At 41.9% G+C, this 24,728-nt stretch carries 24 protein-coding genes; 6 read left to right on the forward strand and 18 right to left on the reverse strand.

Annotation, left to right across the window (positions count from 1 at the left end; all coding sequences use genetic code 11):
- The first annotated feature begins 30 nt into the window (after nt 1-30).
- Together JRG66_RS13505 and JRG66_RS13510 are read left to right on the forward strand one after the other, a co-directional pair.
- Entirely contained in the window at nt 31-1,128 is a 1,098-nt protein-coding gene (locus tag JRG66_RS13505) for a sensor histidine kinase (protein WP_265163294.1), read from the forward strand.
- A gap of 3 nt (nt 1,129-1,131) precedes the next feature.
- The gene (locus JRG66_RS13510; RefSeq protein ID WP_265163295.1) at nt 1,132-2,457 is read left to right on the forward strand and encodes a sigma-54-dependent transcriptional regulator; all 1,326 of its coding nucleotides are present in this window, start codon (nt 1,132-1,134) and stop codon (nt 2,455-2,457) included.
- A 413-nt stretch (nt 2,458-2,870) separates the two neighbouring features.
- On the opposite strand, the gene JRG66_RS13515 is transcribed toward JRG66_RS13510, so the two are convergent.
- The 3 genes from JRG66_RS13515 to JRG66_RS13525 are packed head-to-tail and all read right to left on the reverse strand — an operon-like array spanning nt 2,871 to nt 5,013.
- On the reverse strand, nt 2,871-3,305 hold the full coding sequence (locus JRG66_RS13515) for a hypothetical protein (RefSeq protein ID WP_265163296.1): 435 nt from the start codon (nt 3,303-3,305) through the stop codon (nt 2,871-2,873).
- Nucleotides 3,305-3,721, reverse strand: a complete 417-nt coding sequence (locus tag JRG66_RS13520; protein WP_265163297.1) for a GreA/GreB family elongation factor — start codon at nt 3,719-3,721, stop codon at nt 3,305-3,307. The genes JRG66_RS13515 and JRG66_RS13520 overlap by 1 nt, the downstream gene beginning before the upstream one ends.
- An 11-nt stretch (nt 3,722-3,732) precedes the next feature.
- A complete protein-coding gene (locus JRG66_RS13525; RefSeq protein WP_265165456.1) occupies nt 3,733-5,013 on the reverse strand; it encodes a Glu/Leu/Phe/Val family dehydrogenase in 1,281 nt (426 codons plus the stop codon).
- Between the two features lie 274 nt (nt 5,014-5,287).
- On the opposite strand from JRG66_RS13525, the gene JRG66_RS13530 reads away from it, so the two are divergent.
- Nucleotides 5,288-5,494, forward strand: a complete 207-nt coding sequence (locus tag JRG66_RS13530; RefSeq protein WP_265163298.1) for a hypothetical protein — start codon at nt 5,288-5,290, stop codon at nt 5,492-5,494.
- 166 nt (nt 5,495-5,660) lie between these two features.
- Here JRG66_RS13530 and JRG66_RS13535 read toward each other — a convergent pair whose 3' ends face one another.
- The 6 genes from JRG66_RS13535 to JRG66_RS13560 all read right to left on the reverse strand — a co-directional run bounded on the left by JRG66_RS13535 (nt 5,661) and on the right by JRG66_RS13560 (nt 12,604).
- Nucleotides 5,661-7,886, reverse strand: coding sequence for a TonB-dependent receptor (locus JRG66_RS13535; protein ID WP_265163299.1), 2,226 nt, complete (start codon nt 7,884-7,886; stop codon nt 5,661-5,663).
- Between the two features lie 744 nt (nt 7,887-8,630).
- The gene (locus tag JRG66_RS13540) at nt 8,631-10,679 is read right to left on the reverse strand and encodes a protein-disulfide reductase DsbD family protein (protein WP_265163300.1); all 2,049 of its coding nucleotides are present in this window, start codon (nt 10,677-10,679) and stop codon (nt 8,631-8,633) included.
- A gap of 50 nt (nt 10,680-10,729) precedes the next feature.
- Nucleotides 10,730-11,323, reverse strand: coding sequence for a TlpA family protein disulfide reductase (locus tag JRG66_RS13545; RefSeq protein ID WP_265163301.1), 594 nt, complete (start codon nt 11,321-11,323; stop codon nt 10,730-10,732).
- A gap of 23 nt (nt 11,324-11,346) precedes the next feature.
- The gene (locus JRG66_RS13550) at nt 11,347-11,766 is read right to left on the reverse strand and encodes a DsrE family protein (RefSeq protein WP_265163302.1); all 420 of its coding nucleotides are present in this window, start codon (nt 11,764-11,766) and stop codon (nt 11,347-11,349) included.
- Nucleotides 11,747-12,169, reverse strand: coding sequence for a DoxX family protein (locus JRG66_RS13555; protein WP_265163303.1), 423 nt, complete (start codon nt 12,167-12,169; stop codon nt 11,747-11,749). The genes JRG66_RS13550 and JRG66_RS13555 overlap by 20 nt, the downstream gene beginning before the upstream one ends.
- 87 nt (nt 12,170-12,256) lie before the next feature.
- Nucleotides 12,257-12,604: a hypothetical protein gene (locus tag JRG66_RS13560; protein ID WP_265163304.1), complete on the reverse strand. Its 348-nt coding sequence runs from the start codon at nt 12,602-12,604 to the stop codon at nt 12,257-12,259.
- A 258-nt stretch (nt 12,605-12,862) separates the two neighbouring features.
- On the opposite strand from JRG66_RS13560, the gene JRG66_RS13565 reads away from it, so the two are divergent.
- On the forward strand, nt 12,863-13,390 hold the full coding sequence (locus JRG66_RS13565) for a porin family protein (protein WP_265163305.1): 528 nt from the start codon (nt 12,863-12,865) through the stop codon (nt 13,388-13,390).
- 213 nt (nt 13,391-13,603) lie between these two features.
- Here JRG66_RS13565 and JRG66_RS13570 read toward each other — a convergent pair whose 3' ends face one another.
- From JRG66_RS13570 to JRG66_RS13590, 5 genes are all read right to left on the reverse strand, one after another.
- Complete coding sequence (locus JRG66_RS13570) at nt 13,604-13,894, reverse strand: type I restriction enzyme endonuclease domain-containing protein (protein ID WP_371875315.1); 291 nt, start codon at nt 13,892-13,894, stop codon at nt 13,604-13,606.
- A 108-nt stretch (nt 13,895-14,002) separates the two neighbouring features.
- On the reverse strand, nt 14,003-14,626 hold the full coding sequence (locus JRG66_RS13575; RefSeq protein ID WP_265163306.1) for an alpha/beta fold hydrolase: 624 nt from the start codon (nt 14,624-14,626) through the stop codon (nt 14,003-14,005).
- A 167-nt stretch (nt 14,627-14,793) separates the two neighbouring features.
- A complete protein-coding gene (locus tag JRG66_RS13580; protein WP_265163307.1) occupies nt 14,794-15,129 on the reverse strand; it encodes a hypothetical protein in 336 nt (111 codons plus the stop codon).
- A gap of 15 nt (nt 15,130-15,144) precedes the next feature.
- Nucleotides 15,145-15,435: a chaperone modulator CbpM gene (locus JRG66_RS13585; RefSeq protein WP_265163308.1), complete on the reverse strand. Its 291-nt coding sequence runs from the start codon at nt 15,433-15,435 to the stop codon at nt 15,145-15,147.
- A complete protein-coding gene (locus JRG66_RS13590; protein WP_265163309.1) occupies nt 15,428-16,363 on the reverse strand; it encodes a DnaJ C-terminal domain-containing protein in 936 nt (311 codons plus the stop codon). Before JRG66_RS13590 ends, JRG66_RS13585 begins: the two co-directional genes overlap by 8 nt.
- Before the next feature lie 174 nt (nt 16,364-16,537).
- Between JRG66_RS13590 and acs the strand changes: the two genes are divergently transcribed.
- Nucleotides 16,538-18,448, forward strand: a complete 1,911-nt coding sequence (gene acs / locus JRG66_RS13595; protein ID WP_265163310.1) for an acetate--CoA ligase — start codon at nt 16,538-16,540, stop codon at nt 18,446-18,448.
- A 47-nt stretch (nt 18,449-18,495) separates the two neighbouring features.
- Here the strand turns inward: acs and JRG66_RS13600 are convergent, their stop codons facing one another.
- From JRG66_RS13600 to JRG66_RS13615, 4 genes are all read right to left on the reverse strand, one after another.
- On the reverse strand, nt 18,496-19,158 hold the full coding sequence (locus JRG66_RS13600; protein ID WP_265163311.1) for a 3'-5' exonuclease: 663 nt from the start codon (nt 19,156-19,158) through the stop codon (nt 18,496-18,498).
- Entirely contained in the window at nt 19,151-21,067 is a 1,917-nt protein-coding gene (locus tag JRG66_RS13605) for a DUF294 nucleotidyltransferase-like domain-containing protein (protein ID WP_265163312.1), read from the reverse strand. The genes JRG66_RS13600 and JRG66_RS13605 overlap by 8 nt, the downstream gene beginning before the upstream one ends.
- A gap of 100 nt (nt 21,068-21,167) precedes the next feature.
- On the reverse strand, nt 21,168-22,262 hold the full coding sequence (locus tag JRG66_RS13610; protein ID WP_265163313.1) for a DNA topoisomerase IB: 1,095 nt from the start codon (nt 22,260-22,262) through the stop codon (nt 21,168-21,170).
- Nucleotides 22,263-22,386: 124 nt separating this feature from the next.
- A complete protein-coding gene (locus JRG66_RS13615) occupies nt 22,387-23,475 on the reverse strand; it encodes a M42 family metallopeptidase (protein ID WP_265163314.1) in 1,089 nt (362 codons plus the stop codon).
- Nucleotides 23,476-23,612: 137 nt separating this feature from the next.
- On the opposite strand from JRG66_RS13615, the gene JRG66_RS13620 reads away from it, so the two are divergent.
- Nucleotides 23,613-24,266 (forward strand): DUF4294 domain-containing protein, encoded by a 654-nt coding sequence (locus tag JRG66_RS13620; RefSeq protein WP_265163315.1) that lies wholly within the window; start codon nt 23,613-23,615, stop codon nt 24,264-24,266.
- Nucleotides 24,267-24,728 lie beyond the last annotated feature (462 nt).

The following is a 24,728-nucleotide window of genomic DNA, read 5'->3' on the forward strand; positions in this document are numbered from 1 at the left end:
GATGATTTATCCCTGTTTATATTTTTTAAGATGCCCGGTACCATTTCAACCAAAATAGAGCTTCAGGAAAGGATCAAAGAGCTCAGCTGTTTGTATGAAATATCTTCAGTAATTCGCGATCACGAAGGCGAGATTTCAGCCACGCTGGAGAAGATTTCGGAGGTTTTGAAACAGGCCTGGAGATTTCCTGAAGACGCCGTAGTAGAATTGAAACTCAACGGTTTTCAGCACAGCACCGGAAAAATTCCGCAGAAAAATGTGGCGCAACAGGCTTTCATTTACACTTTTAGCGAAGTTAAGGGTGCCATAAAGATCTATTATCCGCAGGAGAAACACAGGGAAACGGCCTTTTTGCCTGAAGAACAAAAGCTGCTCGAAAAAGCCGCCCATGAGGTAGGCTCCTTTTACGAAAAAATAAAGCAAAAGGAACAGGAAGAGCTGTTAAGGCGCAGCATTCACCGCAACGACCGCCTGGCTATTTTGGGTGAAATTACCGCCGGCATAGCCCACGAGCTCAACACGCCTTTGGGCAACATTCTGGGGTTTGCCGAACTCATTAAAGAGCGGGCAGAGAATTCACAGACCAAGAAGGATATTGGCAAAATAATCAAAGCTGCAATCTACTCGCGGGAAGTGGTGAAAAAACTGATGTTCTTTGCCTGTGAAATTCCGCAGGAGATGAAGATCATCAAAATCCAGCCCATTGTGGCACAGGCGCTTTCGCTGCTAAAACCCAACTTTAAAAAAGCTGGCGTAGAATGCCATTTTAGAGTGGCAGATAAAGGGATTGAAGCACAGCTGGACCCCATTCAGCTCACCCAGGTGTTGTTCAACCTTTTGATTAATGCGCTGTATTTTTCGCCCCAGGGTTCTGCCATTGAAGTAAAACTGTACAGGAATGAGGCCAGCCTGTACATTGAGATCGCCGATGAGGGCCCGGGGATTAAGGAAGAGCTGAAATCGAAGATCTTTGAACCTTTTTTCACCACCAAACCCATAGGCGATGGTTCTGGGCTCGGTCTAAGTGTGGTGCACGGCATTATTAGAAGCCACAAAGGCAACATAGTGGCGCTAGACAACCAGCCGCAGGGAAGCATTTTTCAAATAAGTATACCTCTTAGAAATTAGAATATGGCACTTCATAAAGAAAACGTACTCATTGTTGATGATGATTATGACATGCTCGAATTGATTCATCGCAACCTTAGCGCGCTGCATTTTCACACCTACCGGGCAATCTCTGTAAAAGAGGCCATAGAGATCCTGAAGTCGTCGCGGATTGACCTTCTCATCACCGATTTGCAAATGCCGGGAGTGAATGGGATCGAGCTCATAAAATACGCCGATGAACACTATCCGAAAATGCCAAAACTGGTCATCACCGGATTCCCTTCGGTAGATGGGGCTATTTCGGCCATACGGTCTGGCGCGCTTGATTACCTTGTAAAGCCTTTCACCCAGGCCGAACTAAAATCGGCTATTGAGAAAAGCCTTCAGCATAGAAGAAGCGAAACCACCCACATTAAAAAAGAGAAGCCGGTGACCAGTGCTTATGCCGGGATGATAGGTTCTTCGGAAAGTTTCGAGGAAATGATAGACGTTATTGAGCGGGTAAAGGATAACCGGGCGACCATACTTATACAGGGCGAAAGCGGAACAGGGAAGGAGCTGGTGGCGCGGGCAATACATTATAAAGGCGCTTATGCGGCCAACCCCTTTATTGCGGTAAACTGCGGCGCCATTCCCGAAAACTTACTGGAATCTGAATTGTTCGGGTACGTAAAAGGGGCGTTTACAGGAGCAGGAGGTTCGCGGCAGGGGTTCTTCCAGGCAGCGGCAGGCGGAACCATCTTTTTAGACGAAATAGGAACGGCGCCCGCAAATGTGCAAACCAGTCTTTTGAGGGTTTTACAGGAAAAAGAAGTGAGAAGGATTGGGGCGCAGAAGTCAGAGAAAATTGAGTTGCGAATTATCGCCGCGACCAACAGCGATCTTTACCAGATGGTGGAAAAAGGCAGTTTTAGGCAGGACCTCTATTACCGGCTTAATGTAGTGAACATCACCACCCCGCCGCTAAGGGAAAGAAAAGAAGATATACTTCCCCTGGTTCAGAATTTCATTAAAAAATACGGAGTTGAATACAAGAAACCCTTTGCTGGCATAAGCGATAAGGCCATTGAACTGCTCACCAGGTATTCCTGGCCGGGCAACATCAGGGAGCTTGAGAATGTAGTGCAGCGGGCCATTATTTTGTGCGATAAAAATATAGATGTGGAAGAAATTCCGAAGCATATAAAATTAGCCGAACCTGCTGCGGTAGCTGATGTGCAAAAATCTTTGAAGGAAGCAGAGCGGGAGCATATTCAAAAGGTGCTGGCTTCGGTAGATGGCAACAAGACCAGGGCCGCAGAAATCCTTCAGATTGACCGCAAGACCCTACGGCAAAAGCTGAAGTAAATTCGGCATTTTTGAGGGGGAGTCATTAAGGTGGCGGGCAGTTTTTTTCTTCCGAATTAACTTTCAGCAATAAAAAAGGGTCTGCCAGCCGGCAGACCCCAAAAAGAGCTAATTAAACTTCTAAACTTTCGACTTTCTTTTTTTCAACTTTTTTTCCTCGAGTTTCCTTTGGATTTTCTCCTGCTTTTTAGCTTTCAAATCTATGCTTGAAGGTCTTAAATTTCCTTTTTTCATGATTTTGGTTTAAAAATTACACATCTTGTTTGCTGGGATGCACCTTTTACACTGGGATATACCCCTCGGGACAGCTCCCGGGTTGAAAAGGTGCTTTAAGGCAGAAAGATGATTTTAATTTTAAACCTGTTATTCATGATCTAATGAGCTGTTTTGAAGTTGATTTGCCAGGGTACTTTTTAAAAATGCTCCCGGGAATGCTGAACTTCCTGCATGTTTTCGAGTATGTATTTAAACACAAAACCTTTAACGATCTGAGACCTTTTTAAATGCTTCTGAAAAGAACTCTTTACATGCAGGTGTTCCTGAACGTACTGGTTTTCACACTGAACATCATCACATTCCCGAATATTTTCGGCCTTTAATTTATACTCCCTGAGCAGTTTGGAGTTTTGGCTGTTCATTTCGTGAATGTCCTGCAGCTGTTTTACCAGGAATTTCAGGTCTTCTACATTTTTTTCGCTTTTAAAGAAGGAACTCTTTTGGAGTAACCTTAAGTAGAACCCGATTTCCTGCTCCATGAAGCTCATATTCTCTTCCCACAGCTTTAGTTCTGAACTCATATTGAGCTTTAAAATTTCCTCATCTCTATAGTGGTTTTTCATTTCATTCATTACAGCTCTTCAAGTTTTAATTTTTTACCGGTTTGTTCTACCTCCAGGATTTGTATGGTTTTGGTGCCCATGGGGAATTCCCACTCCACTTCATCTCCCTGTGCATAACCAATAAGGGCCAGGCCCATTGGGGCGACCACAGAGATTTTGTTGTTCCTGATGTCGCTTTGTTCCGGCACCACGATCTGGTAGGTTCTCGTTACATTCCACGGACTTTGAATGGTAACGAGAGAATTTATGCGAATCACATCTTCGGGCATCTGGTTGTTATCCACGATCTTTACATCTTCCAGTTCTTTTTTAAGTTTGTTGAGGGAAGACTTGTAAGCTTTGTCTTTATAGTAAGACTCTGTTGATATCAGGTTTTTTAAAAGTTCAAACTCTTTCTTTTCAATTATGATATGCGAGTATTTCATAGCTTTCTCATTTATGGAAAAATTCCGCGTTGTACATAGGCCATTTCAATTCGGGCAATGGCGATGATATATGCCGCAGTACGCCAGTCTACCTTTCGCTGATCAACTTCAGCAGAAACATTTTTGAATACCTGCGTGATCTTCTTCTCAATTTTTTGCATCACCTCGTCCAGCTGCCACAGTTCGCCATTTCGGTTCTGCAACCATTCAAAATAGCTTCCAATCACGCCCCCCGAATTACACAAAATATCGGGGATGATGGGAATCCCTCTTTCCAAAAGAATGCTTTCGCCTTCATCATTGGTAGGGCCGTTGGCACCTTCAGCAATTAGTTTTGCCTGGATCTTATAGGCGTTATCTTCGGTGATCTGGTTGCCCAAAGCTGCGGGTATCAATACGTCGCAGGCCAATCCGAAGAAATCTTCAGGATCAATTTCTTTAGCTTCAGAAAATCCTTTTATAGAACCTTTTCTTGGCTTTGAGTGTTCAAACAGATTTTCAACATCAATACCTTCAGCATTAAATAAAGTAGCATGCGCATCCTGTACAGAGATGAGTTTTGCGCCTTCGTTCACCATAAAATGGGAGGCCCAGTAGCCAACGTTACCAAAACCCTGTACTATAAATGTCTTCCCCTGAAGGCTTTCTCCACGGGCCTCAAAGTACAATTTGATACAGAGGAAAACACCGAACCCCGTAGCCCTGTCGCGACCTTCAAGCCCGCCCGAGCCAATGGGTTTCCCGGTAACCACGTGCTGATTTTGAGAACGTTCTGAAGGCGATTTGGTCGACATATAAGTATCGGCGATCCATGCCATGGTTTGGGCGTTGGTGTTCACATCGGGTGCGGGAATGTCGTGCTCGGGCCCAATATTCTCGCCCAGGGCATACGTAAACCTGCGGGTAATGCGCTCCAGCTCGGGCAGGCTGTAATTCCTGGGGTCTATTTGAATTCCGCCCTTAGCGCCGCCATAAGGCAGGCCGGCCAGAGAGGTTTTCCAGGTCATCCACATTGCAAGGGCTTTTGCGGCATCTACATCTACGGTGGGGTGGTAACGCAGCCCGCCCTTGTAAGGCCCAAGCGCATTGTTGTGCTGCACCCTGTAGCCGGTAAAGATCTCCACCTCACCATTGTCCATTTTTACGGGAAAATGCACGATGAGTTCATTATTGGTGATAGCGAGGATTTTCCTGATGTTGGGGTTTAGATCAATTAAATCGGCTGTTTTATTGAACTGTTGCTGAACAGTTTTAAACATGCTTTGTTTGGTATCTTTTTTAGCAGTAATCATTTTTGTCTTATCTAAAGTGTTCACAATTAAATTTTCTTTCTTCTTTCCAGGTGCAATCTGTTCTATGATCACAGTTAAAGCAGAGGCCTTTCAGGATTTCGGGTGGTAAACTGTGGGCCAGCTCTGTTTCTTTAGAGTCGATCATTGTTTTTTCTAGCAGCATAGTAGTTTCAAATTTTGTTTTGCTCCTAAAAGACAAAGCCTGTGCCTACTTCAATGATTTCTGAAACTGAATTGTGTATTGATCTAAATATCAGTAAAATAGATTTGTTTTATGCTGAAGTGGAGGAAGGGCAGGGAGAGGGGGAATTACCCGGCCGGGGAGATTTGTACCGGTGTCAAAAAAGGCATTTTAGAAGTGCAACTTTCTATAAGCTGGATGTATTTTCAGAAAATACCTGAAGGAGGTTGCCCGGAAGGTTGGGGTAGAAAATACCTTTTGGAATATCAACATAAAGGGGCTCAAAAATGGCATTTTTGAGCCCCTTTATATAAAAATGTTCAGATTTTCTTTTATTACAAGCAGGTAATCTGCTGTATGCACTATTCTAAAGATGTGCTGTTATTTCTTCTGAAGTTGATTCAGAAATTAGTCGCAAAACACCATTTTTGAGAGGTATGAGCAAGCATAATTTCAGGATTGACCCCTAAAATGTATAACTGACGATCCCTTTTAAGAAAAATGATGTTCCCGGGGTAAAATGGATTTCTTCAACAGGTTCTGTTTCAAAAGAAAGTCGGGATGCTGTTGCAAACTGGGTTTCATTCCATTCAGTATCAAAGAGGTTCTGAATATTCACTCCAACATGCCATTTTTGAAACTCATATCCCAGATTGAAGTCAAAAACCGTATAGCCTTCGGCCACTATGCTGTTGTCTTCATTGGCAGGGCGCGAGGAGAGGTGCCGCATGTAAATTCCGGAGTAAATCCCCGAAGTTAAATCTACATTAAGACCACCTGTAAGGGTGAAATCTGGTGCCAGGGGAATGTAATTACTGTTGCCAGGAGCGTTTAGGGCGCGGGCAACAGTGTATGTGGCATCAAGGTTCCCGTACAGCCAGTTTAAGGGCTGGTACTGCAGGCTAAGATCTACACCTTTACGTTCGGTTTTGCCGCTGGGCTCCAAGATACCGGCATCACCCACGTAAACAAATTCCTGTTCGAGAAAAAGGTACCAAAAAGCTGTATTTATCATCATATTTGGTACCGGTTTCCAGATCATTCCCAGGTCGCTGCCGTAAGCTGCGGGTAAAATATTTTCTGAAGCTTTTCGCACTACCACTCTGGTGTCATTAGAATGAAAACCTTTACCTGCCTTCAGGTAGAGCTGTAAATTATTTTTTGCGTTATAAAGAAAGTTGAGTTTTGGGCTAATAATGCTCTTTTCTTCAGAAAGTGTTAAATATTCGGGAGCGAGACGATCGTAGTATTCAAAATTAAAGTGATCAACCCGAATTCCGGGGTTGATGGTCCATTTTCCGAGGTGCAGTTCAGCATTGATATAAGCGGCAAGATTGGTCTCGTTAATGTCGCCCAGGCTGAAGTAGGAGAGGGTAGAAAGGCGCTGGTAGGTGTGAGACAGTTCGTTCTCTTCGCTTTGATCATTCCGCAAACTGATTCCCGCCTGCAGGTCGCCGTACCATTTTTTAAAATTAAACCTGTTGTGGTATTCAGAATTTAACCCCAGCATGGTTCTTGTTTCCTGTTGTTTTATCTGGTCACCAAATTCGGGGTCTTCAAGGAAGAAAGTGAAGTTTGAGAACAACAGAAAATCATATTCTGAATAGTAAACTTTATTCCTGACCGAAGATTTTTCATTTATTTGATGATCGTATTCCACAATAAGGTTGGTGCGTGAAGTTTCGCCCCCCTCGGTGTCATCTATAGCGCCAAACCTGGAGATCATGCCGCTTTGAACCGCCCTTAGCGGAATTTGCCCCGAGGCATCCCAGGTACTGGAAAACTTTGAGATACTAGCTTTTAAAGAATTGGCTGGCCCTACCTTACCGGCATATTTTGCCATAAGGTTGATGCGGTTAAAGTTCTGCGGACTCTCAAAAGGGCCGTCTGTGGCAAGGTATTCTGATGCAAGGTAAAGGCTGTGGTTTTGCTTATTAAGCAGGCTGAACATTCCCAACAGCCTTTGTGAATTGAATTGTCCTGCTTCGGCTTTAATCAGGTTGTTCTCAAGCCTGTCTTTGGTTTTAAAGGATACAAAACCTGCAGTTGCAAAATTGCCTTTTTCAGTATTGTAAGGCCCTTTTCCAAAGGCAACCCCTTCAATTGTTTCAGGAATCAGGAAATGCAAATCGCTATAACCCTGGCCGTGCGCATGAGAGACGAGGTTTACCGGCATTCCGTCTACTCCAATGCTTATATCGGTCCCGTGGTCAATATCAAAACCCCGCAGAAAAATCTGTTCGGCTTTTCCACCACCTGCATGTTGCCCAATGATCAAACCCGGGACTTTTCGGAGTAGATCCTGGGAGGAAGTAACCGGATTGATGTTAATATTTACTTTGCTGAACACTTCCAGAGAATTAAGTCCGGGGGTGAGAACAACTTCGTTGATGAGGTTGAGCTTTTCCTGCAACTCGAAGGTATTTTTACCTGTAAGGGCTGTGAATGTGAAGCTTTTATAGCCAATATGGCTCACCCGGATGGAATCCCCGGCTTTGGCCTGCAGGGAAAATTGCCCCAGGGAAGAAGTGTGGGCGTGATTTTCGTTGTTCAGGTTATAGATATATGCCTCAGCAACAGGGGAATTGTTATGGTTAATTACAGTTCCCGTTATGGTTTGAGCTTTTCCGGATATAAAACTAAAGCTTACAAATAAAAGAAAGAGGATTTTGTAGGGGGTAGAAAGGTACATGCAACTGGTATTTTTAAAGCTGCAATTTTAACACATTCTTTGTAGTACAAAGAGTAAAATTCTGGAAAACTGAAAGATTTTTTTATAAAAATGGTTAGCTGGTTTTAGTTCAGGAAGTTAATTGCGGGCGAGGGTCTGGAGGGTTGATCTACCCAAAAAGCAAAAATCCCGCAACTTCTGTTGCGGGATTTTTTTTGCGGAGAAAGAGGAACTATCCAAAAACTCAGAAACCCCTCTATTTCTGTATCCTCCCAAGTCTTGGATTTTTACTGTAACCGAATTTGTAACCTTTAACTTTAATTTAACTATATTAATAGACAAATTTCAACCCAAAACTCGCCTTTAAAAACTTTTTTTAAAAAAATCTTATAACTTCTACCATATGGACCAATTTTTTAAACCTCTTCTAGTTTTAACATCTGTAGGGCGTAACTTCAGTTGCAGGACTGTTGCTGAATTCGAAAAAAGTAAGAAAATCCCTTGAACGACCATTCAATGCATGAGGGAAATATCCCTGAATATGGTTTTGCAGTAGTTACTAGTAATGGTATTAGGGACACTATAAAGTAGTTTTTCTAAATCATCAGGATTTTCCATTACTTTTTGTTTAATAGTTGAGGCCTTTTCTGATTCAGCTTGAAGTAAATAATATAATCTTCTGGAATTTTATTATAACCCGCATTAGAATAATACCAATGCGGGTTGTTATTTTATTAAGAAGATGATTTTTCACTTATCTGCCAATTACAAAAATTCGGCTGCTGATTTGTTCAAACTTTCGTCATAGTTGGCTTTTCCGGCATCCAGAAATTCCACAAATTCCTGTACGTCTAGATCATAGGCTCTTGGAGGAGAGAGTAACTCCTCATTGTCTCCAACCAGCGTGTAGTAAGGCTGCGCATTTGCATTAAGCTTCTGGATCATGAAATCCATATTTTGGGCACCAATGGTCTTTTTTATTTTTTTGTCGTAAACAGAAATATACCAATCTTTTCTGGGGAGTTCTGTTTTTTCATCGACATACAGGGCGACCACGATGTAGTCTTCTTTTAACCTTTTTAAGACTGCAGGATCACTCCATACAGCGGCTTCCATCTCCCGACAATTCACACACCCATGGCCGGTAAAGTCTATAAAAATAGGTTTATGTTGTTTTTTTGAGCAGGTAAGCGCCTGTTCGTAATCAAAATATCCTTTGATACCATGGGGCAGTTCGAGGAAATCATCGTACTTCGCCCGTTCACATCCTGTGGTAACAGCTCCCTGTTTTGAACTCACCTCTGAATTCACGAGTTGGAAATCATGGGTGCTCATTGGCGGCAGGTAACCTGCGAGTGCTTTTAAAGGTGCACCGAAGAGTCCGGGAATAAGGTAAACTACAAAACTAAATACTAGAATTGCACTGAGAATTCGTGAAATAGAAGTACTGTCCGATTTCTGTTCATGCGGAAAGATAATCTTTCCTAAAAGGTAAAATCCGAGCAGAGTAAAAATCACGATCCATAGGGCCAGATAAATTTCACGGTCCAGGAGGTTCCAATGATAAACTTGGTCTACCATACTCAGGAATTTAAGCGCGAGCGCGAGTTCTAGAAATCCAAGAACCACCTTTACAGTATTAAGCCAGCCGCCGCTTTTAGGCAGGGAACTCAGCCATCCGGGGAAGATCGCAAACAACGTGAAAGGAATAGCAAAGGCAGTAGAAAAGCCCAACATACCTATTAAGGGTTTAATTGCCTGGCCACTGGCAGCTTCTAACAGAATAGTTCCTGCAATAGGTCCTGTACAGCTGAATCCAACGAGAACTAAGGTAAAGGCCATAAAAAATATCCCGGCTAAACCGCCTTTATTTGCTTGGTTGTCAATATTGTTGACCAGTTTACTTGGTAATCTTATTTCGAACAATCCAAAGAAAGAGAGAGCAAATAATACAAAAATTGTGAAGAACAAAAGATTGGGAAACCAGTGGGTGCTTAGAAAATTGGCAAAACCAGCTCCAAATATTAAAGCGAAAACCGTTCCTACAAGGGTATATATAGCTATGATAGAAACACCATAGATAGCCGCATGCAATATTCCCCTTGAGCGGCTACCGCTGGATTTTGTAAAGAATGTAACGGTCATGGGGATCATTGGAAAAACACAGGGAGTAAGCAGGGCTGCCAGTCCTGCTCCAAACGAGATGAGGTAGAAGGCCATCAATCCCATCCATCCTTTTTCTTCTTCCACTGGTTCGAAGGTGTTGGTAAAGGGCTCCAATTCTTTAAGAGGAGGTTGACCTGAAGAGTTAGAAAGGTTTGCGGCATTTGCTGCTGCACCCGCTTTTTCTCCCGAAAGGTTGATGGAAAATTCAGTTTCATAAGGAATACATTGCCCTGTAACATCTGAACAGATCTGGTAAATTACCCTTCCGGAAATTATCGGGTTTTTATCAATAAGTTTGATTTTATGTTGAAATTCAGCCTTATCGGTAAAATAAGTGACATCCCCTTCCCAAATTTCTTCATATTTTTTTTTGGGATCTACCGGTATGATCTCCCCAAAAAGTTCAAATTTTCCGGAAGGATCAAAACTGAATTCTGTAAGCATTGGCCCCAGGTCGGGATCAAAATCACTAGAGTACATATACCAGTCTTGAGGTATATTGGCAGTAAATGTTAGAGTAACTTCATCTTGAGGTGCAGCATTATCATTATCGGCCTTAACCTGCCATTCTGGTGCTTCCTGCACCTGTGCTACATGAGGAAGAAATGAGACTAATGCCAGCAGGAGGCTCAAATATATTTTTTTCATGAATTCTTTTTGATTAAAGGAAAGGCTACCCGGTTAGGGTAGCCGTTTCTCTATTGAAGCTCGGTTAAAAATTGTTTGAAATCTTTTGTGTAAAAATCCCCCATCCCTAGATGGGTAAGTGCAAGGTTGCCATTGGCATCGATCACATAAGTAGTGGGAATACTGCGCGTAGAATACATTTGAGGTATTGGTCCTGCAGCTCTATAGATCTCAAAATCGTATCCTTTTCTTTCCTTAAACTTTTTAGCTTTCTCGAAATTTTGATCTACCGAGAGCATTATAAATTCGACATTATCGTCTTTCACATCCTGGTAAAGTTTATTAATTCCAGGCATCTCAGCAATACATGGAGGACACCAGGTGGCCCAGAAGTTTAGAAAAATAACTTTTCCACGATACTGTTCCATATTAACTTTTTCACCTTTGGAATTTATCAGGTTAAGGTCCAGAACTGCTCCTTTGGCAGGAGTTACCGAAGCAATATCAGCTTTATCTTCAATTTTTGGATCCATAATTCCGGTAGCCAATATACCGCGTTGCAGGAATCCAAATACCTCTGTGTGGAGGCCGGTGACAAAAAGTCCAATTATGACTGCTCCTATAATTCCGTATTCTATTAAATTCTTTTTTAGTTTCTTATTCATGAGAAAATCGTTTTTGATTGATTTTATAGTTCAATACTTAAGTAGCCCTTCTTTTGTAATTCGAAGTTGTATAGAATCCCGTTTTCCACCACCTTTAAACTCTGGTGCAGTTCTTCGTGATCTACTCCAAACTTCTTTAGGGAAAAACCACATGCATTTATGGTGACATTTGCCTGCCCGGCCTGTGAGATGAAATCCTTCACCATTTCTTCATTGGTGAGGTTTTGAACAGCCTTACCACAAACTACTACCTGGAAATCACCAAAGTGATGTCCATCTTGTTTAGCTAGTTCCTGTGCTGCTAAAAGAATAGGTTTTAATTGAGGGATTTGTTTGGTGAGAACCACATAATTCGATTTCCCTGAAGCCCTTGTTTGAGCTTGGGTACTAATTGTAAAAAGTGCAAGCATGATTAATATGCTGCTATAAAAAATATTTTTCATGATTTGTTTTTTTAGGTTTATTGAAGTCGTTGATTATGAAGAAAATGAGCCCGCCCATAATGGCGATGTTTTTAAATAATGGCCCCAGAGTCGTAATTTGTCCTACCTGAATAGTTAATGTTATAGGAATAAGTACAACAAGTAAAATTAATGCTGCCCATCGGGTTCTGAATCCGATAAATAAACTTATTCCAGCCAGGAGCATTACTATTCCGGAGGCGATTACCATAAAACTGGGTTCTCCAAAAAAATAGGCTATACCTTTAAAATGGGCTTCTTCTATTCGTCGCAGTGTCTGTTCCAACCTGAGCAGATGGCTTGAACTCGCCACCAGGAATATCCCGCTTAACATCACGCGGAAAAGTTGTACCGAACGACTGCTCACTAAGTTTGTAGTGGTCATTATGGTCTTTAATAAAATGAAGAGATAATGGCTGTAAAACCGGTTAAATACCAGATTTTTAGCCGGAAAAATTATTAGGAAATAAACTTAAACCTTTGGAGGGGGATAGAATTTATCGCGGGAGATTGGAAAAATCTCTGGTGGGTGGTAACTGTTTTCTTTGAAGTGTTTAGCAGTGAGTGTTTTGAACTCTTCTTCAGGCCTAAAGTCAAAGGAGACATGACATAGATAATCAAGTTCAACATGAGATGTAATATCGGCGTGTGTGAACTCACTATGTGACCCTTCAGTTAATTGCTGTTTTAGGCACATCTTATTTACCAAGGTGACTTCAGAAGCCTCCAAAATGACCCCTATAAATTTAGCATCTATCGACACAATCTTTCCAAGGAAAAGAAGAATAAGAAAAGCCGCTATGAAGTTTTTAAAACCCATGAAGGGCAAAATTAGGATTTTTATAAAAACTTCAATGTTACAAAAGTTACATAACTCAAAGATAGGAGTGACCAGGTAGAAGTAAATAAATAAATTTATTTGAATATTGCTCCTAAATGATTGTTTTTATAGCTTTTACTATTCATAATTCATTATTTGCAATCCTAAAATCTTAAAAAATATAGATATTTTATTATTCCCGTTGAGTCAATTTTTTAACAAAAAATTATTATATTCACTGAATATCTAATCAACTTTATGAAAAAAATAATTCTTTTATGTTGCGGAATTTTTATGTCCGCCCAGGCTTTTTCTCAGTCTGCTGATTTTGGATTGACTGCTGGTTATTTAAACTTGAATGTTTCTTCAAGCTATGAAGGATTCAATGCTTCGGTTAGCGAATCTGGTTTTTACCTTGGGGCATTTGCTGATTTTGATTTGTCTTCCGATTTTTCTCTGCAACCGGGTGTAAATTATGGGAAAGTCCAAGATTCTGAAGGTATCTTGTTCATCCCTGTTTTGGCTAAGTATTATGTTGGCGACTCTGCATTTAATCTCTTGGCAGGACCCCAGGCCAGTATTATTTTGGAGGAAACAGGAGATGAAATAAATGCTTTTGGTCTGGATGTAACATTTGGTGCTGGATTCGATATCACAGAAGATTTTCAGTTGCAGGCGCGTTACTCCCTGGAGCTAACAAACCGGATTGGAGATGTAGAGGGGATGCCCAGTGATGTAAAATCAAGAGTTAATTCTCTGACGATTGGGTTGGGGTACAAATTTTAAAAAGATGGTATTTTAATTAATGGCGGGCTCAAAAGTCCGCCATTTTTATTTCATAAAGCTACATTCCTTAGAATGTTTTGCCATAAATAACTACCAACTATTTTAAATGACAATTTGTAAGGGTTATTCTCATTTAATTTAAGATTCCTTTTTTTCTCACAGAAATGTACCTTTTATTAATGCAAACTTACCATTAGTATCAACTCCTCCAGTTTAGAAGTGGGAGGTACCGGGTCTTCTAAAATAACCAAAACCTGCATTATTCAAAAGAACTTTCCTTAAAATAAGAAAAGTTCTTTCTCCTAGGTCATAAAAAGCGAGTTCGTCTTCTGTTAAACCGGGTTGCCTGGTCCTGATGTCATCCTGCTGAAATTCATTGGCGAGGTCCAGCAAATGCTTGATGGCGGCGATGGAATCCAGTGAATTTCTGTGGTAGTTGCTCAGCACTTTTTCCAGCTCTTCTTTCAGCTTTCGCATCCTGCGGATGTTCTTGGGCATGCGCACCCGAATCTCATCGTTGATGATCCTGGCAGCAGTTCGACTTTGATATTCTCGTCGCCTTTTTCCTTTACAATGGCCTGGAACCTATCGTCTACTATTGAAATATCGATCTTATCCAGGTTGAACATTATTGCCAGGACTACAATTTCCTGTGATGCGATCGCTCTGAATTATCCGGGTGGCTATTTTCTCGTGTTGCTCTTCATTTAAGGACATTCTTCTGGCCATTTGAAATGCCATTGCCTTAAATGCAGTGGTATCCATAGTCAGTAATTGTTGGTTATATGGTGTGTCATAATGAATAACTGAACTATCATAATTTGGTATCATCAAAGCTCCCATAGCAGGAAGGGCACCAATAAATATTAATTGGGAGATTTCAGGGGTTTTGGTGGCAAGCCAAAGCCCCAAAGTACCACCCATACTTTGACCAATTATTATAGGGTTATTTAGATTATTTTCGTTAATATATTGTAGAACATCCTGTTGAATTGTCTCCAGCCAGGGAAAGTCTATTGGAGGCACCTCTCCAAAACCGGCAAAGGTAAAAGCATGTACTTCATAATCTTCAGACAAAACGTCAATAATTGTAGTAAATGCTTCCGGGGTACTGGTAAAACCAGGGAATATCAGTACCGGTTGTCCATTACCCTTTATACTGATATTGAAACTTTGTTGGGGAAAAGCCTTTAGGCTTAGAACTAATAAACTGAGGCAAAGTAAAATTTGTTTCATTTTTAAAATATTTATTTTCTCTTTAGATGCATTTGTTCTAGAATGTTACATACCCGTTTTTATTTCATACAATGACTTCTTATTAATTGCTCTTCTTGTTCAGGATTTCATCCCGGACCTCCTGGAACCAACTGAAATTCGTATTTCTAACTTCGTAAAATATACCTTCACTTTACCTCTAACACTAAAAGATATTCGGGGCCTCCAGATAATGGGTAGCCTTCAATTTTTTTGGCAACTATAGTAACCTCTTCATCTAAATAATCATCCAGGTTTACAGCCTCACTTTTTAGCGCGTAAAATTTATCACCTGCAATAGTAATGGTATGGGTGCCATACTGGTAAGAAGTAATTCCCTGCTCCTTGATGGTGCCGGTAACCTCCATGGCTTTTTCATTCACTTCAGCCGAAGTTTGATTATCCTGCTTACTCTGGCTGTTGTTGCAGGTTTGAAGCGATAATAATAAAGTAACTCCCGTAAAAATAATAAGTGCTAATTTCATAAGTAGGTTTAAAGATTAGTCTTCATATAGTTTGAGGCGATTTTGCAGCTGCCTCACTTCTTTTTGTAGGCGGGAAACCCGATCAAGTAAATGGTTTATGGCCTCTATACCTTCCAGGTTGATATCCAGGTCATAATGCAGGCGCATCATACGTTCCAGTTCCCTTATTTGTTCCTGTTCTATATATTCATTTTCTTCAATAATCACGGTCTCAATTAGTCCGTGCTCTGTGAGCGAATGTATAAACGAGTACTCCAGTCTATGGCAGTTACAAAATTCTATTATTGAAATATATCGATCATCCATTTTTCCGCAGTTTTTTCAGTTCCTGTAAAAGTTCCTTTTCCCGGGCACTCAGGTTTGTTGGGATCTTCAGTTTATACGTGATAAACAAGTCGCCAAATCTGCCTTCTTTTTTATATACCGGAAATCCTTTTCCTTTCAGCTTTACGGTAGTACCATTTTGAGTTTCGGGTTTTACGCTAAGTTTTACCTTTCCGTCAAAAGTATCTACCATGAGCTCTCCTCCCAGAATAGCCGTGAAGATATCCAGCTCCACGTCTTTATAAAGATGCTGGCCTTCGCGTTTAAACGAGCTGTTATTATTTATGCAAAAAGTTAGGAGCAGGTCCCCGCTGGGGCCGCCGTTCATTCCTTCGCCGCCATAGCCTTTAATCCTTATGGTTTGCCCGTTTTCCACTCCTGCAGGAATGGTGAGCCTGATGTTCTTTCCGTTTACGTTAAGGGTTTGTTTATGGGTTTTGTAAACATCGCTGAGGTTAAGCTGCAGCTCGGCGTTGAAATCCTGCCCTCTAAAACGCGTGGTTCTCTGCCTTCCGCCCGCAGCTCCTCCAAACATAGATTCAAAAAAGTCTGAAAAATCCCCTCCTTCAAATCTGCCGCCGCTAAAACTTTCCGCACCTCCAAAACCACCGGTGCCTCCCCCAAAACCGCCACCGGCCTGCCGCTGATACTGCTGCTGGGCTTTCGCTTTTTCAAACTCTTCGGCATGTTGCCAGTCTTTGCCGTACTGGTCGTATTTTTTCCGCTTTTCGGGGTCTATCAACACCTCATGCGCCTCATTGATCTGCTGAAATTTCTTTTGGGCAGCGGCATCATTCGGGTTGAGGTCGGGGTGGTACTTTCGGGCCAGCTTCCGGTAAGCCTTCTTAATATCACTTTTAGTAGCATTCTTATCCAGCTCTAAAACCTTGTAATAGTCGATAAATTCCATAGGTTTTTCTGAAGTTTAAAAATCCTGTGCTTACTTAAAGATACATATTTCAGAAAAAACAGCGAAGGCCTCTCTCATTTATTCCTTCGGAAAAATACCTTTCAAAAATGTCATTTTTGAGTACCCTCCTGAAAATTTATTTGTTTTTGAAGTTCCTTTTCCTAATTTTAAAAAATGGAAAATCTACAATTACGCAGCTTTGCCGACTATAAAAAGGCTTACAAAAAGAGTATAAAAGATCCTGAAGCTTTTTGGGATGAAGTAGCAACTACCTTTACCTGGCAACAAAAGTGGGATAAAACCCTGGAATGGGATTTTAAAACACCCGAAGTAAAATGGTTTCAGGGCGGAAAGTTGAATATCACCGAAAATTGCCTTGACCGTCACCTGGAAACCCTGGGGAATAAAACCGCGATCATTTGGGAACCTAACGACCCCGATGAAGAATCACGCTACATCACTTACCGGCAGCTTTTTGTTAAAGTTTCCCACTTTGCGAATGTGCTTAAGAACAATGGGATCAAAAAAGGGGACAGGGTGTGCCTTTATATGCCCATGATCCCCGAACTGGCCATTGCCATGCTTGCCTGTGCCCGTATTGGTGCTGTTCATTCTATTGTTTTTGCCGGATTTTCCAGCTCTGCCATTGCAAGGCGAATCAATGATTCAGATTGTAAGATGCTCATCACGGCAAATGAGGTCTACAGAGGTTCCAAAAAGGTGAATTTGAAGGAGATGTGCGATAAGGCCCTTGAGGAAACACCCGGGGTGGAAACAGTGATCGTTTATCGCCGTACTGTGGAGCCAACCCCTATGAAAGAAGGACGCGATAAGTTTTGGTTTGATGAGCTGCAAAAAGCCGAAAAAGAATGCCCGGCAGAAGTTATGGATGCCGAAGATATGTTGTTTATACTTTATACTTCGGGCTCTACGGGCAAACCCAAGGGTATGGTTCATACCGTTGGCGGCTATATGGTGGGCACCACTTACTCCTTTCAGAACGTGTTTCAGCTAGAAAAAGATGACGTTTACTGGTGTACTGCCGATATTGGCTGGATCACCGGCCACTCCTATATTATTTACGGGCCTCTGGCTTCTGGTGCTACAACCGTAATGTTTGAAGGTATTCCAAGTTATCCCGACTACGGAAGGTTTTGGGATATTGTAGATAAAATTAAGGTCACTCATTTTTATACGGCTCCAACTGCCATCAGGTCTCTGGCCAAACAACCACTAAATTTTGTGGAAAACCATGACCTTTCTTCCCTCAAGGTATTGGGCAGTGTGGGAGAACCAATTAATGAGGAAGCCTGGCACTGGTATAACGATAATGTTGGGAAAGGAAACTGCCCTGTGGTAGATACCTGGTGGCAAACCGAAACCGGGGCTATCATGATATCGCCCCTTGCCGGTATTACGCCCACAAGACCAACTTTTGCCACGCTGCCACTACCGGGCGTACAGCCTGTGCTAATGAACAATGAAGGGGAGGAGATTCCCAACACCACCGAACCTGTTGAAGGAAGGCTGGCCATTAAATTCCCCTGGCCCTCTATAGCCCGTACTATTTATGGAGATCATCAACGCTATAAAGATGTCTATTTTTCGACTTTTGAAAATAAATATTTTACCGGTGACGGGGCTTATCGCGATGCTACTGGCAACTACAGGATTACCGGTAGGGTAGATGATATTGTGATTGTTTCGGGGCATAACCTGGGAACTGCCGCTATAGAAAATGCGATAGATGAACATGAACACGTGGTAGAAAGTGCAGTAGTTGGTTTTCCTCACGATGTTAAAGGAAATTCGCTCTATGCTTACGTGATCTTATATGACAAAGTGGAGCCTTCGGAAGAACTGGAAAAAGAAATCAAGGATATCGTTTCTCAGACTCTGGGACCAATTGCCAAACCTGAAAAGATCCAGTTTGTGAGCGGACTTCCAAAGACCAGGAGCGGTAAGATCATGAGGAGAATCCTGAGAAAAATTGCCTCTAATGACACCGATAATCTTGGAGATACTTCAACGCTGCTCAACCCTGAAATTGTAGATGAGATTATGGCCGAAGCTAAGCATGATTAAATTGGCTTAGAAAAATTATCAAATGAACAGGGGGATGATTTTAAGGATCAGAGCTTTAGAAGTTCCTTTAATTTCATCTCCTTGTTTTTATCGAGTTTCCCCAGGATCTTTAGGAAAGCTATTGCAGTTATGAATGCATCACCAATAGCCGTATGCCGGTCTTTTACATCTATGATAAAAGCTTCGGCAATTTCGTCGAGAGTATATTTTTTCTCTTTATTGATAAGGTTTGAATTTAAAAGCGTCTTCCGGTAAAGGTATCCTGTATCGAGAACCTGATTTTTCAATTTTGGAAGCTCCATTCTTTTTAAGGCCGAATTGATCATGTTAATATCAAAATTAGCATGATGTGCCACAAGCACTGCATTTTCAATGTATTTTAAAAATGCCCTGAGGGCTGCTTCTTCAGAAAGGCATTCAGCTTTTTCCTCTTTCAGAATTCCGTGGATCTTTACGGCTTCGGGGTTAAATTTTTCCTGCTGAAGATAATGCTCAAATGTTTCAGAAACATTTAATTCGTTCGCCTGAAGTTTTACTGCGCCAATGCTCAGGATGCGGTCTTTTCTGTAATCAAAACCGGTTGTTTCTGTATCCAATACTACAAAAGTAGTTTGAGACACCAAGGCAGGCAGTTCCTCCTGGAATTTCGCCTCATAAGCCTTCCAGAATTCAGGATAGTTTGGCCTTTCCTTTTTGAATAAATTAAACATAGGCCTTGACTTCAAACCGAACCTTTATTAGGTCCTGCACTTCTTTTAAACTTCTGAAACACCTTTTTAGTTTCATCTTTTCTTCCTTGCTAAGCTGGCCCAGTTTAATGAACCTGCCGTTATTTCGTTCCCTGATGCCCTGCTTGGTACGAAACTTCAGAAGGGCTTTAGATGCAAATGAGCAGGCGAGATAAAGTTCCCTGTTAGAGGGCTCCAATTGTGCCAGTTTATCAAATCTTTCTGAAGTATTGCTCAAATTCTTTACTTCGTGCGAAAGTATCAAAAGCCTTCCCGCATCGGTAAGCGGAGTTATAGCCCTCTTTTTAATATCAAAAGAATCTTTGTTTTCTCCATCGTGTTCTACTACAAATTGCCTGAAAAAACCAAGAGGCGGCGGATTTCTTAAAGTAGCCTCAGCAAGCGCCGAAGTGAACCTTTTGTTGTTTCGGGACAATTCAAAAATATGGTCAGACAATGCATTTGATACTTGAACATTTCCGTAAGAAATGTCAAAATCAAAAAAGATTGAACTCAGTAACAATTCGTCGCTTCCTGCACTAGTAATCCATTGTGCCACCTGTTCTTTCCATTCTGAAAGGCTTTTACACCACTGTTCATTCTTCGCCATGGTGTTCACCGGGCAATATTCATAGCCAATGATACTCAGGCGTTTATTTACCTTTTTTGCCAGTTCGAGGAAATATGCTTTAGTGGCGGCATGATCCTGAGCTGCGACATCTGCAAAAATAATGGCATTGTCCTGGTCGGTTTGCAGGAGCTGTTCTTTCCTGCCCTGGCTGCCTAGCGATAGCCAGGCAAAGTCGGTTGGGGGAGGAGCGGGCATTTTTTTGATGCACCTTTCGATGATCCTTTTAATGGTGGCGTCATTCAGCTCAAAAATGATCTTTGAGATGAGGTTGAGGGGAATATTGCTTTCAAGGTATCCTCTTAACAACAAAGTAATTTTATTCCGGATCTTCTTGAGTTCATTGGTGCTGTTGGACCGCTGAATAGCCTTCATAAGTATGGAAGGGTTGTTCCCTTCAGACAGCATGATGTTATGAGCAGAAAGAATTCCCGTCACCCGGGTGTTTGGCGTACCATCTTCAGTAATACAAATATGGTCAATCCCGTGCTTCATCATCGTGAGCTGGGCCTGCGAAATGGTGATGCCTTTTGAATAGCATATCACGGGAGAACTCATAATTTCTGAAACAGGAACAGCTTCCAGGCTCATTCCGTTAGCGACCAGATCCCTGAAATTTTCATCGGTAACTATCCCCACCGGGATGTTGTCTTCTACAACAACTAGTGAGCCTACCATTCTGGATCTCATTTTCTGGGCTGCTTTTTGAATAGTAGTGGCAGGAGAAACGGTGACCACTTTTCGTGTAATGGGGGCGGGTTGTAATTCAAAGAGGTTTTGAGTGCCGGTTGCCGGTGTAATTGAGGTGAGGAGTTTGCCTTTATCTCCTGAAGCATATGGATTCCTGGTGTTGGAAGCAAAGCTCTGCAATAGGAATTCTCTTACTTTTGGATGGTTTTCAGCAATGGGTTTAAAGATATCAATAGGGATTCCATACAGGATAGATTCTTCATCGGCGAGTGTCTCTAGTAGGTAATTTTCTTTGGCGAACAAAGGCCGCAACCCAAAGATATCACCTTCATCACACTTATCTATGGTCTCAAAAATGCCATTTTCGGGCTTTAATACTGAAACCGCTCCTTTATTGACCACGTAAAAATACTGATGCTGTTCTTCTCCGGCTTTAAAAATGCTTCTGCCTTTTTCCACATAAATCACTTTTACTTCGCTGGCAAGGGTGTAAAGCTGTTCTTTCTGAAGCAGGTCAAAGGGCGGAAAATTCTTCAGGAAGTCGGCTATCCTGGCTGCAATGGTGTTTTTCATACAGCTAATTTAGCAAAAGAAATAGGTGGAATATTCTATGCTGAAGCCTTTTTTCAGGAAATTTCAGAAGGAATTTTTCAGCAGAAAAATAGAAGTCAGATTAAGAGATAGCTTCTTTTTCTTCCAGTTCTATTTCAAAGTCTTTGAGCAATTCGAGGAGCACTTCTTCAGTTTGTGAGAGATTTGGCTTGGAAGTGCGTTTTCTTTCCACCTTTTTGAAATAGGGGACTATATCTCCGGTTTCGTAAAGCTGAACCACATGTGGGTGCACGTAATAGCTGCGGCATACGCTGCGCGTGTTGTTCAAAGCTTCGGCAGCAGCGTCATAAGCTTCAAGAATGTTCTTTTTGTTCTGTTTTTCCTCTTCGGTAAAACCAATTTCCCGTAATTTTTCAAAAAAGATCTTTGTGGCGCTCCAGGTCCTGAAATCTTTAGCCGAAAAAAGGGCGCCGCTCAAATCCTGAATGTAGTCGTTAACCATCCCGCTATCAATGCTGTGCTTTTTTCCATCTTCCCCAATATATTTGAAAACTTCCCAACCCGGAATTTCCTCGCATTGATTCACCAGTTTTATGAGCTTCTTATCGTGTATGGAAACCGTATTTTCAATGCCGCGTTTCCCTAAAAAGTTGAATTGCATTTTTCCTTTTGAGATCTTCACATGCCGGCTCCGTAGGGTTGATAAACCGTAAGATTTATTTTGTTTGGCGTAAGATTCATTGCCAATGCGAATATGCGTCTCCTCCATAAGCCTTATGATAAGGGCCAGCACTTTTTCCTGCGGCATGCCCTTTTTGTCAAGGTCTTCATCTACCTGCGCCCGAATTTTAGGCAGCACTTTTCCGAAGGAGATCATTTTGTAAAACTTCGTGAGATTTCGAATTTTTGTCCAGTCGGGATGGTACATGTACTGTTTGCGTTGCTTGGCATCAAGCCCCACAACCTGTAAATGACCATTGGAGTAAGGGCATATCCTTACTTTTTCCCATGCCGGCGGGATCACCAGCTTTTTGATCCTTTCAAGCGCGTTTTCATCTTTCACCGGCTCTCCCTCGTGCAGGTATTGATATCCTTTACCCCTTTTTCGGCGTTCTATGCACAGCTCTTCTTCAGAAATATACTGAAGGTTGGCTTTTTCGGCAGCAAGATCGGGGTTAGAGATGAGTGATTTTACTTCATCTGAAGAAAGCACCATGTGATTTTTTTTTCCTAAATATAGTTTTCATCCCTCTGCCGTCCTTGTAAAGAAATGTGAAAACTTCAGAAAAAAATAAAGCCTCCTAGAAAAAGGAGGCTTAAAAATGTCATTTTTGGATACTTTATTCAAAGTAGCTAAAGGTATCTCCGTCCTTTAGTTGCAGTAAACTTTCATAGATCAGCCTTATCACATTTTCCACATCGTTGCGGTGTACCATTTCTACTGTGGTATGCATGTAACGCAATGGGAGCGAGATCAAAGCCGATGCCACGCCGCCGTTGCTGTAGGCAAAGGCATCTGTGTCTGTCCCGGTCATTCTCGAAGAAGCCATACGCTGGAATGGGATTTCTTTGTCTTCAGCAGTTTTGATGAGAAGGTTGCGCAGCTTGTTTTGAACGGCCGGGGCATAAGAAATTACCGGGCCATCCCCAATTTTGGTAAGGCCGTTGGTCTTTTTCTCGATCATTGGGGTAGTGGTGTCGTGGGTAACATCGGTCACTATGGCAACATTGGGTTTAATGCGCTGGGTGATCATTTCGGCACCTCTAAGGCCTATTTCTTCCTGCACCGAATTGGTGATGTAAAGACCAAAAGGCAATTTCTTTTTGTTCTCCTTCAGCAGGCGTGCAACTTCAGCAATCATAAAGCCTCCAATGCGGTTATCGAGTGCCCTGCATACAAATTTGTCCTTATTCAGAATAAAAAACTCATCGGGGTAGGTGATCACGCAGCCCACGTGTACCCCAAGAGCTTCCACTTCCTCTTTAGAAGAGCAGCCAACATCTATAGAAATATTGTCGAGTTTTGGCGCCTGTTCTTTTTCTTTATCGCGGGTGTGAATTGCGGGCCATCCAAAAACCCCTTTTACGATCCCGTTCCTGGTGTGGATGTTCACCCTTTTTGAAGCCGCGATCTGGTGGTCGCTTCCGCCATTACGGATTACGTAGATAAGTCCGTCGTCGGTAATATAATTTACATACCACGAGATCTCATCGGCATGCCCTTCAATAACTACCTTGTACTTGGCCTGCGGATTGATCACGCCAACAGCTGTACCGTAAGTATCTGTGATGAATTCATCAACATAAGGTTCTAAATAGTTCATCCACAGCTTCTGGCCCTCCCATTCGTAACCTGTAGGGGCTGCATTATTCAAATATTTTTCTAAGAAATCTATCGACTTTTCGGTAAGAATTTTTTCCTGACTCATTATTTTTAATCTTTTGCACGAATTTAGGAAGATTTGAAGAGCTGACAATTTATAGATAATGTAATTTTGGAATGATTTTAGCTCACATGTTGAAAACGAATATTTTGAAGCAACTTTGGTTCATTTTCCTTTTTTTAATGAGTTTTCCTGTTCTCTCCCAGGTGGAGCCGGTGCAGGACAGTGTGGAGTATGAGTATTATATAATAGAGGGAGATACAATTGCACGTTCGCATATTGATCTTGATGAAGTACTTATTTTAGGCAGGCTTAAGTTTGATAATGACCTTGAACGGCGTAAATATCTCATTCTGCGACGTAAGACGATAAAAGTTTATCCTTATGCCAAACTGGCTTCCGAAAGACTGGTAGAACTCAACAGCCGGTTGGATCAAATCAAGTCGAAACGCGATAGAAAGCGCTACACCAAGATAGTTCAGAATTATATTGAAAATCAGTTTTCAGCCGAATTGAAGAAGTTGACCCGCACCGAGGGCCAGATTCTGGTAAAGTTGATCCACAGGCAAACCGGCGTGACGGCTTTTGATTTGGTAAAAGAGCTCAAGAGCGGGTGGCGGGCATTTTGGTATAATACCACGGCCAGCTTTTTTGATATTTCCCTGAAAGAAGAATTTGACCCCGCACAGAACCAGGAAGACTATTATATAGAAGACATTCTGCAAAGGGCATTTCAGGGCAATCAATTAGAGAGGCAGCCTTCTGCACTCGACTATAATTTTCTTGAACTTACAGATAAATGGTCTTCCCCTGCAAAACGAGACCGAAAATCCTGATCATCCTCTGGGCGTTCCCCGCCTTTTAATTTAGCTGTTTTAGTATATTCGGTAGTTTGTTCGTTAGTGGTGGGCCCGATGGGGCTTTAGCAAAGGCGGGTCGCGTGTTCCGCTGTAGCCCCGATAGCTATCGGGGGCTGCCGCTTCACCCGCTAACGCAAACGAAGTACGAAAGTAGATGTGCGACTTTAGAATTTTTTGGATGTACTATTAGGAGCAATACCTTTTCTGACACCCAATCTTAGTTTTTACTTCTAAATTCTCACTTCTTAACTCTGACTTCAAAAATGTCATTTTCAGCACCTTAGTTTCAGGGAGTTTTAAAATGTCAAAAAAAGCTTAAAATATTTTAGTTTGTGGCTTGCGGGATTGAAATTCGGTTGTATATTTGCAGCCGCTTTGAGAGGGAGTGACGGAGTAGGGGGAGCAATGGCTGAGCCTAGATGTAGCAAAGGATCAAAG

It is taken from the genome of Salinimicrobium tongyeongense, assembly GCF_026109735.1.
Lineage (GTDB): Bacteria > Bacteroidota > Bacteroidia > Flavobacteriales > Flavobacteriaceae > Salinimicrobium > Salinimicrobium tongyeongense.

Excerpts from the sequence above, each read along its gene's own strand:
- JRG66_RS13505 (WP_265163294.1), top strand. The coding sequence starts at position 31 with ATGCCCGGTACCATTTCAACCAAAATAGAGCTTCAGGAAAGGATCAAA.
- JRG66_RS13510 (WP_265163295.1), top strand. The coding sequence starts at position 1,132 with ATGGCACTTCATAAAGAAAACGTACTCATTGTTGATGATGATTATGAC.
- JRG66_RS13515 (WP_265163296.1), bottom strand. The coding sequence starts at position 3,305 with ATGAATGAAATGAAAAACCACTATAGAGATGAGGAAATTTTAAAGCTC.
- JRG66_RS13520 (WP_265163297.1), bottom strand. The coding sequence starts at position 3,721 with ATGAAATACTCGCATATCATAATTGAAAAGAAAGAGTTTGAACTTTTA.
- JRG66_RS13525 (WP_265165456.1), bottom strand. The coding sequence starts at position 5,013 with ATGATTACTGCTAAAAAAGATACCAAACAAAGCATGTTTAAAACTGTT.
- JRG66_RS13530 (WP_265163298.1), top strand. The coding sequence starts at position 5,288 with ATGCTGAAGTGGAGGAAGGGCAGGGAGAGGGGGAATTACCCGGCCGGG.
- JRG66_RS13535 (WP_265163299.1), bottom strand. The coding sequence starts at position 7,886 with ATGTACCTTTCTACCCCCTACAAAATCCTCTTTCTTTTATTTGTAAGC.
- JRG66_RS13540 (WP_265163300.1), bottom strand. The coding sequence starts at position 10,679 with ATGAAAAAAATATATTTGAGCCTCCTGCTGGCATTAGTCTCATTTCTT.
- JRG66_RS13545 (WP_265163301.1), bottom strand. The coding sequence starts at position 11,323 with ATGAATAAGAAACTAAAAAAGAATTTAATAGAATACGGAATTATAGGA.
- JRG66_RS13550 (WP_265163302.1), bottom strand. The coding sequence starts at position 11,766 with ATGAAAAATATTTTTTATAGCAGCATATTAATCATGCTTGCACTTTTT.
- JRG66_RS13555 (WP_265163303.1), bottom strand. The coding sequence starts at position 12,169 with ATGACCACTACAAACTTAGTGAGCAGTCGTTCGGTACAACTTTTCCGC.
- JRG66_RS13560 (WP_265163304.1), bottom strand. The coding sequence starts at position 12,604 with ATGGGTTTTAAAAACTTCATAGCGGCTTTTCTTATTCTTCTTTTCCTT.
- JRG66_RS13565 (WP_265163305.1), top strand. The coding sequence starts at position 12,863 with ATGAAAAAAATAATTCTTTTATGTTGCGGAATTTTTATGTCCGCCCAG.
- JRG66_RS13575 (WP_265163306.1), bottom strand. The coding sequence starts at position 14,626 with ATGAAACAAATTTTACTTTGCCTCAGTTTATTAGTTCTAAGCCTAAAG.
- JRG66_RS13580 (WP_265163307.1), bottom strand. The coding sequence starts at position 15,129 with ATGAAATTAGCACTTATTATTTTTACGGGAGTTACTTTATTATTATCG.
- JRG66_RS13585 (WP_265163308.1), bottom strand. The coding sequence starts at position 15,435 with ATGGATGATCGATATATTTCAATAATAGAATTTTGTAACTGCCATAGA.
- JRG66_RS13590 (WP_265163309.1), bottom strand. The coding sequence starts at position 16,363 with ATGGAATTTATCGACTATTACAAGGTTTTAGAGCTGGATAAGAATGCT.
- acs (WP_265163310.1), top strand. The coding sequence starts at position 16,538 with ATGGAAAATCTACAATTACGCAGCTTTGCCGACTATAAAAAGGCTTAC.
- JRG66_RS13600 (WP_265163311.1), bottom strand. The coding sequence starts at position 19,158 with ATGTTTAATTTATTCAAAAAGGAAAGGCCAAACTATCCTGAATTCTGG.
- JRG66_RS13605 (WP_265163312.1), bottom strand. The coding sequence starts at position 21,067 with ATGAAAAACACCATTGCAGCCAGGATAGCCGACTTCCTGAAGAATTTT.
- JRG66_RS13610 (WP_265163313.1), bottom strand. The coding sequence starts at position 22,262 with ATGGTGCTTTCTTCAGATGAAGTAAAATCACTCATCTCTAACCCCGAT.
- JRG66_RS13615 (WP_265163314.1), bottom strand. The coding sequence starts at position 23,475 with ATGAGTCAGGAAAAAATTCTTACCGAAAAGTCGATAGATTTCTTAGAA.
- JRG66_RS13620 (WP_265163315.1), top strand. The coding sequence starts at position 23,613 with ATGAGTTTTCCTGTTCTCTCCCAGGTGGAGCCGGTGCAGGACAGTGTG.